Below are 8,935 nucleotides of genomic sequence, written 5' to 3'. Positions count from 1 at the left end.
AGTGTTGCGGCGCGGCGTGACGCCTTGCCGTCACGGACGCGCCCGGCCGGTCAGGCGCAGGCCCTGAGGCGCGCCAGCAGGCCCGCCAGGGCGTGCTCGGCCGCCGCGGCGCGCACGGCAGCGCGGTCGCCGTCGAAGCGCTGGCATTCGGCGTGCACCAGGCCGTCCACGCACCAGCCAAACCAGACGGTGCCGACCGGCTTGGCGGCGCTGCCGCCACTGGGGCCAGCGATGCCGGTGATGGCCAGCGCCACCCGCGTGCCCGCCGCTGCGGCCGCCCCGTGTGCCATGGCGCGCGCCACGGGCTCGCTGACCGCGCCGTGGGCGGCCAGCAGATCGGGCGCCACGCCCAACTCAGCCACTTTGGCGGCGTTCGAGTAGGTGACGTAGCCACGCTCGAACCAGTCGCTCGAGCCCGGCAGCGCGGTGCAGCAGGCCGCCACCAGCCCACCCGTGCAGCTCTCGGCGCACACGAGGCGCTCGCCGCGCCCGAGCAGGGCTTGTGCCAGGTCGCGCAACAGCGGCCAGACCGCCGGTGGCACCCACAGCAGCCCGCTGCCGCCGCCGTCGGCAGGCACGGTAGCGCGGCAAGACCCTGGGTTCATCGCCTCAGCCCCCCCAGACGAAGCGCCACAACGCCACCACCAGCAGCGTGCAAAACGCGGCCACCAGGTCGTCGAACATCACGCCCCAGCCACCGCGCCAGCCAGACCCCTTGAACGCTTGGTCCGCCCACGCCACCGGCCCGGGCTTGGCCGCGTCGAACAGCCGAAACAGCCCAAAGCACACCGCCTGCCCCAGCAGCCCCTGCGGCGCCGCCACCCACAGCACCAGCCAGATGGCCACGATCTCGTCGATGACGACAAAGCCGGGGTCGGCGATGCCGGTGCGGCGCGCGGTGGCCGTGGCCGCCCACCACCCCAGCAGCAGCGCCGCGGCGATGATGACGGCCCACCCGAAGTCGCCCGGCGCCGCCAGCGCGTCGATGACCACGAACGCCGCCCAGCCCCACAGCGTGCCCACGGTGCCCGGCGCGATGCGCGCCAAGCCCGCCCCAAAGCCCAACGCCACCAGGTGCGACAGGCGCGCCAGCATGAAACGCGCCGACGGCACCGGCCAGGGCAGCGGTTCGTCACGCGGCGCGGTCATGCCCACCACCCCTGCCAGCCGTCGTACGGCTCGAAGCGCCCGTCGACCAATCGCAGCCGTGTCGGCCCAGGCAAGGCGCGCTCGCGCACCGGGTGCTGCGGATCGCCGGGGTAGCACATCGCGCGGTGCTCACCGTCGCGAAACTGCACCGGCTCCACGCACGGTGGCATGCGCCGGCCCGCCTCGTCCCACACGCTGTCCACGGTGGCGTGGCGCGCCAAGTGTGCCAGCCCCATCAGTTGCGGCGGGATCAGCTCCAACTCGCGCGCCCAGTAGCGCTGCAGCGCCTGCTGCGGCGTGGTCCACAACGCCGCGGTGGTCTCGAAGGTGTCGCGCTGCACCTCGGCTCCGGCGGGCAGCCGCGCCAGAAAAAACCGCGTGTCAAAACGCTGCGCCCCCACCACCGGGTTGCGCGGCGTGATCCAGCGCGCCCACGGCCGCAAGGTCTGCGCCCCTGGCAGCGCCACACCGGCCTCCTCGCGCAGCTCGCGCGCCGCCGCCACGTACAGGGCGCGTGCCAGCGCCGCGTCCAGCCCCGGCTCGCCCAGGCGCGCGCGCAGCGTGGTGTCGTCCGCGCCCAGCCAGCCGCGCCAGCGCTCGTCGGCGTCGTCGGGGTCCACCTTGCCCCCGGGAAAAACGTACATCCCGCCCAGCTCGCGCGCGCCGCCGGCGCGACGCAGCAGCAACACCTCCAGCCCGGCTGGGCTGTCGCGCAACAGCACCACCGAGGCCGCCGGGCGGGGCGTGTCCTCAGCGGCGGGGTGGGCCTGTTCGGGCGCGGGGGCGGCAAAGGTGCTCATGGCTCTATGGTAGCGAAGTGGTCAAACCCCGCCAGCCGCACGCCGGCCGGCAAGGTGTATGGGGCTCCGCCACCGTCCACCAGTTGCACGCGCCCCGCGCCGTCGGCCAGCGGGTGCGCCGCCGGCGCCCCTGGCACGATGCGCCCGATGCGCGCCACCGGCGTGCCAGCGCGCCGCGCGGCGGCCAGCACCGCCTCGCGCTGCGCGGGGTCGGCGGTGAACACCAATTCGTAATCGTCCCCGCCAGCCAGCGCGTACGTCAGGGCGGTGGCCGGCGGCAGCGCGCGCACCGCGGGCGGCACGGCGTGGGTCAACAGCGCGTCCACGTCCACCTGTGCCGCCACGCCCGCCGCGGCCAGGATGTGCCCCAGGTCGGCCAGCAGGCCGTCGCTGACGTCCACCGCGGCGTGCACGAGTCCGCGCAGCGCCAGCCCCAGCGCCACGCGCGGCTGGGGCCGCAACAGGTGCTCGCGCGCGGCCTCGGTGCCCGGGCCTTGCAGGTCCAACTCGCCGCGCAGCAGCGCCAGCCCCAGGCGCGCTTCGCCCAAGGCGCCGCTCACCCATACGTCATCGCCGGGCTGTGCGGCGCTGCGGCGGCTGGCGTGCGCCGGCGGCACCTCGCCCAGCACCGTCAGGCACAGGTTGAGCGGCCCCGCCGTCGTGTCCCCGCCCACCAGCGCGCAGCCGTGCGCGTCGGCCAACGCCAGCAAGCCCCGCGCCAAGCCCGCCAGCCAGGCCTCGTCGGGCACGCTCGGCAAGGCCAGTGCCAGCGTGCATGCCAGCGGGCGCGCACCCATCGCCGCCAGGTCGCTCAGGTTGACCGCCAGCGCCTTGTGCCCCAGCGCCTGCGGATCCACATCGGGCAAAAAATGCCGCCCCGCCACCAGCATATCGCAGCTGACCGCCAGCGCCATGCCCGGCGCCGGTGCCAGCAACGCGCAGTCATCACCATTGCCCAGCAGCACACCCGACTGCCCCTGCGTAGGGCGCCAAAAGTGGCGCGCGATCAGATCAAACTCGCTCACTCGGCGCCCCTGCCACCACCTTGGGCGGCCACACAAAACTCCACGGCGCGCGCCGCCAACGGTGCCGCAGCGCTTGCATGATGCGGCCACGGTTGACCGCGTTGACATTTTGCGCCCGCATGGCCAGCCGCAGCGCCAGGTAAAAGCTCACCGCGACGTTGATCGGCCCCACGAGCAGCGTCGCCGCCACGGCCGACCACACATCGAGGCGCCCCCAGGCCTCTGGGCCTATCGAGGCCAGCGCGGCGGTCAACTGCCCCGTCACCAGGGTGACGTGCCGCACATCAAACGGCAGACCAAAAAACTGCAGCACCACCGGCACCAGCCCCAGCAGCAAGCCCAGCGAAATGTTGGCCGCCAAGCCCGACACGTGGCCGCGCAGCCACAGCGCCCAGCGCCGCGCACGCGCCGCCCCAAGCCAGCGGATCCAGCCTGGGTGGTGCATCCACGCATCGTGCAGCCGGTGCACCACAAAAGCATTTTCCACCCAGCCCGCAATTTGGCTGCTGACAAACAACAACACACCCGTACCTGCGGCGTACAGCAGCGTCGGCCCCCACAGCTGATGCTTGGCCACCACCTCGTTGGCCACGGCGGTGTCGATCATGGGCTGCCCCCACCACGCCACGCTGGCCATGTGCAACAGCAGCACCGCGGGCACCACCGCCAGCACGTTGCCCAGCACCGCCGCCGCTTGCGAGCGCACCAAGTGCGCTACCTCGTCCACAAAGCGCAGCACCGCTTCGCGGCTGTGCAGGGCCTTGAGGCGCTTGACCATCGCCGGTGCCGTCATGGCGGGCTGTTTGGTGGCCACGGTCAGGTGCAACAGCATGATCACCACAAACCAAAACGCGTAGTTCATGCCCGCGGCCAACCCCGCCCAGAACGCAGCCAACCCCAGCGAACCCAGTGCAAACTTGCACCACGTCGTCAGCCCCAGCACCGCGCCACCGCCGGCGGCACGCAGCAACATCGCCCGGTATTCGGCAGCATTGCGGGTGATGTAGTGCTCGCCCGTCTCGGCGCTGCGCTGCGACACACGTTCGGCCAACATTTGCGACGTCTGCGCCAGCAACGCCCGCACCGAGCGAGTGTCGTGTGCCTGCGCCACCAGTCTGGCGAGCATATGTTGCAGCGCCCGTGCCGGCTGCGGGCTGCCCAGCACGCGCAGCAACTCTTGGGCACGCATCGAGTACTGGCGCAATTGACGCAAGCGAAACACCACGACCGTCGAAACGCCATGCTCCTCCAGGTGCGCGTACGCCGTGTACGCCGCATGGCGTGCCGAAACGATGGCTTGCCGTAGCTCCTCCAGCGCGGCGGGCGTGAGCTGCTGGCCAGCCGGTGCCTGCTGCAACGCTTGCTGGGCTTGGTGCAACACGCGGGGCCAATCACCCCACAGCACCGCCTCGCGCGCCGGCGGCGACATGCGCATGCGCAACTCTGGCTCCATGGCGCCCGCCGCCAGGTGCACGATGCAGCGCTGCAACGCGCGCCACACCACCTGACGCCACCCCTGAGCAGACACCGGCGACTCAGCGCCGTGCAACATGGCCACCAGTTGCTGCAACGCCGTACGTGGCAGCGCCAACAACCAGCGGGTATCACGCGGGTCGTCAAACACCCAGGGCAGCAGCACCAGCGCATTGGTCGTGGTGGGCGCCACCGGCAGCAGACGCGCGCGCACGCGCCGCCCCAGCTCGGACCAAAACTCCCAGCGCTGTGCCACACCCGCCTCGGCCAGCACCACATCGAGCTCAACCTCGGCCACCCAGCGCCCCCACCAGGCACGCAGCGCTCGGGCCGCCTCGGGTTGCTGCTGCAACTGCTGCACCCAGGCCTCGAAGCGACGCCGGCTGTGCGCAACGTTGCCCGCGGCCCGCAGCCAGCCCGCCACCCCCTTCAACCACAGGTTGCACTGGGCAATATCGCCCTCTGTCGGCGCCCACAGCACCGCCTCGGGTACTGGCTCAAGCTGAATATCGCGCTGGTCGGTCATGCGGGGTTTGTACCATGATGCACGGTCATTGGCTTCTTGCGACAATCGCGGCTGTAACAAAGTTTCCCAACCACCGCAAGCCTGCCATGCCCGCCTACCGCATCGCCCCCTCCATCCTGTCGGCCGACTTCGCCCGCTTGGGTGAAGAAGTGCGCACCGTCATCGCCGCCGGCGCCGACTGGATCCACTTCGACGTCATGGACAACCACTACGTGCCCAACCTGACGATCGGGCCCGCGGTGGCACAAGCGCTCAAGCCGCACTGCGTGGCGCCCGACGGCCGCCGTATCCCGCTGGACGTGCACCTGATGGTGCAGCCGGTGGATGCGCTGGCGCAGATGTTTGCCGATGCAGGGGCCGACCTCATCAGCTTTCACCCCGACGCCAGCACCCACGTGCACCGCAGCATCCAGGCCATCCGCGCGCGCGGCTGTCAGGTGGGTCTGGTCTTCAACCCCGCCGCGCCACTGGATGTGCTCGACTGGGTCATCGACGACATCGACCTCATCCTCATCATGAGCGTCAACCCGGGCTTTGGCGGTCAGAGCTTCATCGACAGTGCGCTGCGCAAGGTCGAACAGGCGCGCCGGCGCATCGACGCCTGCGGCAAGGACATCCGGCTGGAGGTGGACGGCGGCATCAAGGCCGACAACATCCGCCGCGTGGCCGACGCCGGAGCCGACACCTTCGTGGCGGGCAGCGCGATTTTTGGTCAGCCCGACTACCGCGCGGTGATCGAGCGCATGCGTGCGGCGCTTTCGGCCTGATCCGCCCGCGGCCTGCGCCTCGCCTGGACCCTCAACCCACGCGACCGCGTTGGGGTTTTCGATGACTCGCCGGCGTGCTTTTTTGGCCGATACTCAACCCATGCGCATCGACCCCTTTCAACCAGCCGTCGCGTTGTTGCAACGGCTGCCGATGACCCTGAAGATGCTCGGGATGGCGGGTGTGGTGGCGATTCCCCTGCTGGTCGTCGCCTGGCTGCTGTCGGCAGACGCCTGGCAACAGGCCCAGCGGGCCGCGCAGGCGGCGCAAGGGGCGGACCGGGTGCACGCCCTGCAACGTCTGTCCCGACAACTGCAGGAGTGGCGTGACACCGCACAGCCGATCGCCGGCGTGCCCGACGTCGCCGCTCGGCACGAGGCGGCGCAACGCGCGGTGGTCGAGGCGCTGCAGGCACTCGACGCGCCGATGCGGCAAGACAGTGCCGGCCTTGGCGGTGCATGGGCACCCGTGTTCGAGAGCGTGCAACAGCTCATGCAAGACGGCAAGCTGGCGCCGTCGGCTCGCCACGCGCAGGCCACGGCGGCACTGGAGCGCCTGCAGCGGCTGTCCAACGCCGTCGCCGAAGGCTCGGGCCTGAGCCTGGATACCGACCCGCTGGTCGTGCACCAAGTCGCGCTGGCCACCGACCTGCTGCCCGTGGCGCGCGAGACGGTGAGTTTCCTGCGCGGGCGCGCCAGCGTGCAGTTGGCCGACCCGAATGCGATGACCGATTCGGTCATCATCTCCGACATCGTGCGGCTGGCGGGCGAGGCCGCCCGCGTGCAGGCCCTGCTGCCCGCCATGCAAGAGCGCCTGGACAGCCTGCAGCGGCGCGGGATGGCGGCGCCCACGGAATGGGCCGCGTTTCGCAGCGAGACCGACGAGTGGCTGCGCGCGGTGGACGCCCACCTGCGCACCGCGGCCATGACCATCGATGCACCCGCGTTTTTTCGATTGTCCGAGCGGGCAATCGCAGCGCAGATCGCGCTGGAAGACACCTTGCTGACGCAGGCCGAGGCACGGCTGACCGATCGGGCACGAGCGCTGCAACGGCGGCTGACATGGGTGGTGGCCGGATGCGCGGTCGTGCTGTTGGTGCTGGGCTACGGCATAGTGGCGTTTTACCGCGCCACCGTCGGGGGGCTTCAGCACCTGAATCAGGCCATCGACCGGGCGACCGAAGGCGACCTCACGGGCGACGCGGTGCTGCCGGGCAGCGACGAGATGGCCGACATGAGCCAACGTCTGCGCAACATGCTGGCGCATTTGTCGGAATTGGTGGCCGACGTGCGCAGCGCAGCGGCGGTGCTGGGACACGTGGGGCTGCAACTCGTACAAGACAGCCAACAACTGGCCGACCGCACGCAGAGCCAGGCCGCGAGCCTAGAGCAAGCTACGGCCAACGTGCGCCAGGTGGCCGAAACGGTGAGCAGCAATGCCGAATCGGCGCAGGAAGTGCGGCGGTTGACCGCGGAACTCAACGCCGAAACCGAGCGCGCCGGCGAGCTGATGCAGCACACGGTCGGCGGACTGGGTTCGTTGCAGGCCACCTCGCAGCGCATGACCGAAATCATCGGCACCATCGACGGTATCGCCTTCCAGACCAACATCCTGGCGCTCAACGCAGCGGTGGAAGCCGCGCGCGCCGGAGAGGCGGGACGCGGCTTTGCCGTCGTGGCCAGCGAAGTCCGTCGCTTGGCGCAACGCAGCCAAGAGGCTGCCAACGAAGTGCGCCAGCTCATCGCCGAGTCAGCCGAGCGCGTACAGGGCACGGTGACCGAGATTCGCACCGTCAGCGACGCGATGGGCAAGCTGGTGCAAGGCATTCGCGACATCGCAGCGCGCATCGGTACCATGGCCGATGCCAGCCGGCAGCAAAGCACCGCCCTGGCCGAAGTGGTGGCGGCGGTGGGTGACCTGGACAACGTGACCTACGAGAACTCGGCCATGGTCGAGCGCACGACGCACCGTGCCAACCGACTCATGGAGCGCACGCGCGATCTGGACGAAGCGGTGCACCACATGAAGCTGCGCCAGGGCACCGCTGACGAGGCGTACGAGTTGGTGCAAAAAGCCCTGGCCCACATCCAGGCAGTCGGCTACGATCAAGCGGCACGAGACATGCAAAACCGCGAAGGCCCCTTCGTCGATCGGGATCTGTATCTCTTCGTGCTCGACCGCGAGGGCACCTACCGCGTCATGGGGCTGGATCCGGCCAAGGTGGGCACGCGCGTGCACGACGCACCGGGCATCGATGCCGACGCCTTCATGGCCGACGTCTTGCACCGCGTCGAGCAAGGGGGCGGCTGGGTCGAATACAACATCATCAACCCGGTCACCGGACAAGTGCGGGCGAAATCGTCTTTCGTCGCGCCGCTGCCCAATGGCCTCATCATCGGCTGTGGCGCGTACCGTAGCGCCATGAAATCGACCGCCGAGCGCCAGCGCACGTCGCTGGGTGACTGACCCCGCGGGCAGTGGGCCGCCCGCGCGTGCGGCACAATGGCGGCTTCGTCCTTGGATCGCACCACTCCGTTGCCGTGGCCCCTGATCGCGCCCTACCCGACGCCAACCGCATGCTGCCTGATGAGCGCCGCGCCAGCCTGGCGCTGGCGGGCGTTTTTGCGCTGCGCATGCTCGGGCTGTTTTTGGTGCTGCCGGTCTTCGCGCTGGAAGCGGCCCGGCTGCCCGGGGGCGACGATCCGGCGCGCGTCGGGCTGGCCATGGGGGTGTACGGTTTGGCTCAGGCGTTGCTGCAAATCCCGCTGGGCATGGCGTCGGACCGTTACGGACGCAAGCGAGTCATCCTCATGGGATTGGCGTTGTTCGCCCTGGGCAGTGCGTGGGCGGCGTTGGCCACCAGAATCGAGACGCTGATCCTGGCGCGCGCACTGCAGGGCGCGGGCGCCATCTCGGCTGCCGTGACCGCGCTGCTGGCCGATTTGACGCGCGACACCGTGCGCACCAAGGCGATGGCGCTGGTGGGCGTGAGCATCGCCGCGGTGTTTGCGCTGTCGCTGGTCGTCGCGCCGCCGCTGGCGGCGGCCATCGGGCTGTCGGGCTTGTTCTGGGTGACGGGTGTGCTCGCGCTGCTCGGTATCTTGACCGTCGGACTCTTTCCCCACTTCTTTGTTTCGTTGATCGTGAGCGATGCTGCCGTTCCAATGGCGGAGACCTACGCGCGGATCACTTTTCTC

At 70.2% G+C, this 8,935-nt stretch carries 8 protein-coding genes; 3 read left to right on the top strand and 5 right to left on the bottom strand.

What is annotated here, in order from left to right:
* Positions 1 to 50 precede the first annotated feature (50 nt).
* The 5 genes from Q0716_RS01100 to Q0716_RS01080 are packed head-to-tail and all read right to left on the bottom strand — an operon-like array spanning position 51 to position 4,973.
* The gene (locus Q0716_RS01100; RefSeq protein ID WP_299018765.1) at positions 51 to 605 is read right to left on the bottom strand and encodes a CinA family protein; all 555 of its coding nucleotides are present in this window, start codon (positions 603 to 605) and stop codon (positions 51 to 53) included.
* A 4-nt stretch (positions 606 to 609) separates the two neighbouring features.
* Positions 610 to 1,149, bottom strand: a complete 540-nt coding sequence (locus Q0716_RS01095; RefSeq protein ID WP_299018763.1) for a phosphatidylglycerophosphatase A — start codon at positions 1,147 to 1,149, stop codon at positions 610 to 612.
* A complete protein-coding gene (locus tag Q0716_RS01090) occupies positions 1,146 to 1,949 on the bottom strand; it encodes an NUDIX domain-containing protein (protein ID WP_132962241.1) in 804 nt (267 codons plus the stop codon). The genes Q0716_RS01095 and Q0716_RS01090 overlap by 4 nt, the downstream gene beginning before the upstream one ends.
* Positions 1,946 to 2,974 (bottom strand): thiamine-phosphate kinase, encoded by a 1,029-nt coding sequence (thiL, locus tag Q0716_RS01085; protein WP_132962240.1) that lies wholly within the window; start codon positions 2,972 to 2,974, stop codon positions 1,946 to 1,948. The genes Q0716_RS01090 and thiL overlap by 4 nt, the downstream gene beginning before the upstream one ends.
* Entirely contained in the window at positions 2,961 to 4,973 is a 2,013-nt protein-coding gene (locus tag Q0716_RS01080) for a recombinase (protein WP_132962239.1), read from the bottom strand. Before Q0716_RS01080 ends, thiL begins: the two co-directional genes overlap by 14 nt.
* An 86-nt stretch (positions 4,974 to 5,059) precedes the next feature.
* Between Q0716_RS01080 and rpe the strand changes: the two genes are divergently transcribed.
* From rpe to Q0716_RS01065, 3 genes are all read left to right on the top strand, one after another.
* Positions 5,060 to 5,740, top strand: a complete 681-nt coding sequence (gene rpe, locus Q0716_RS01075; RefSeq protein ID WP_299018749.1) for a ribulose-phosphate 3-epimerase — start codon at positions 5,060 to 5,062, stop codon at positions 5,738 to 5,740.
* A gap of 100 nt (positions 5,741 to 5,840) precedes the next feature.
* The gene (locus Q0716_RS01070; RefSeq protein ID WP_299018747.1) at positions 5,841 to 8,204 is read left to right on the top strand and encodes a methyl-accepting chemotaxis protein; all 2,364 of its coding nucleotides are present in this window, start codon (positions 5,841 to 5,843) and stop codon (positions 8,202 to 8,204) included.
* 110 nt (positions 8,205 to 8,314) lie between these two features.
* Positions 8,315 to 8,935: MFS transporter (locus Q0716_RS01065; RefSeq protein ID WP_299018767.1), on the top strand; the 621-nt coding region annotated here is incomplete at its 3' end.

The organism is uncultured Tepidimonas sp., from assembly GCF_938045175.1.
GTDB lineage: Bacteria > Pseudomonadota > Gammaproteobacteria > Burkholderiales > Burkholderiaceae_C > Tepidimonas.
The sequence above is the reverse complement of the archived record's forward strand: the minus strand, read 5'-3'. Positions and strand labels throughout refer to the sequence as shown.

What these genes read in the sequence shown, in the direction of transcription:
- Q0716_RS01100 (WP_299018765.1), bottom strand. Translation starts at nt 605, where the DNA reads ATGAACCCAGGGTCTTGCCGCGCTACCGTGCCTGCCGACGGCGGCGGC.
- Q0716_RS01095 (WP_299018763.1), bottom strand. Translation starts at nt 1,149, where the DNA reads ATGACCGCGCCGCGTGACGAACCGCTGCCCTGGCCGGTGCCGTCGGCG.
- Q0716_RS01090 (WP_132962241.1), bottom strand. Translation starts at nt 1,949, where the DNA reads ATGAGCACCTTTGCCGCCCCCGCGCCCGAACAGGCCCACCCCGCCGCT.
- Q0716_RS01080 (WP_132962239.1), bottom strand. Translation starts at nt 4,973, where the DNA reads ATGACCGACCAGCGCGATATTCAGCTTGAGCCAGTACCCGAGGCGGTG.
- rpe (WP_299018749.1), top strand. Translation starts at nt 5,060, where the DNA reads ATGCCCGCCTACCGCATCGCCCCCTCCATCCTGTCGGCCGACTTCGCC.
- Q0716_RS01070 (WP_299018747.1), top strand. Translation starts at nt 5,841, where the DNA reads ATGCGCATCGACCCCTTTCAACCAGCCGTCGCGTTGTTGCAACGGCTG.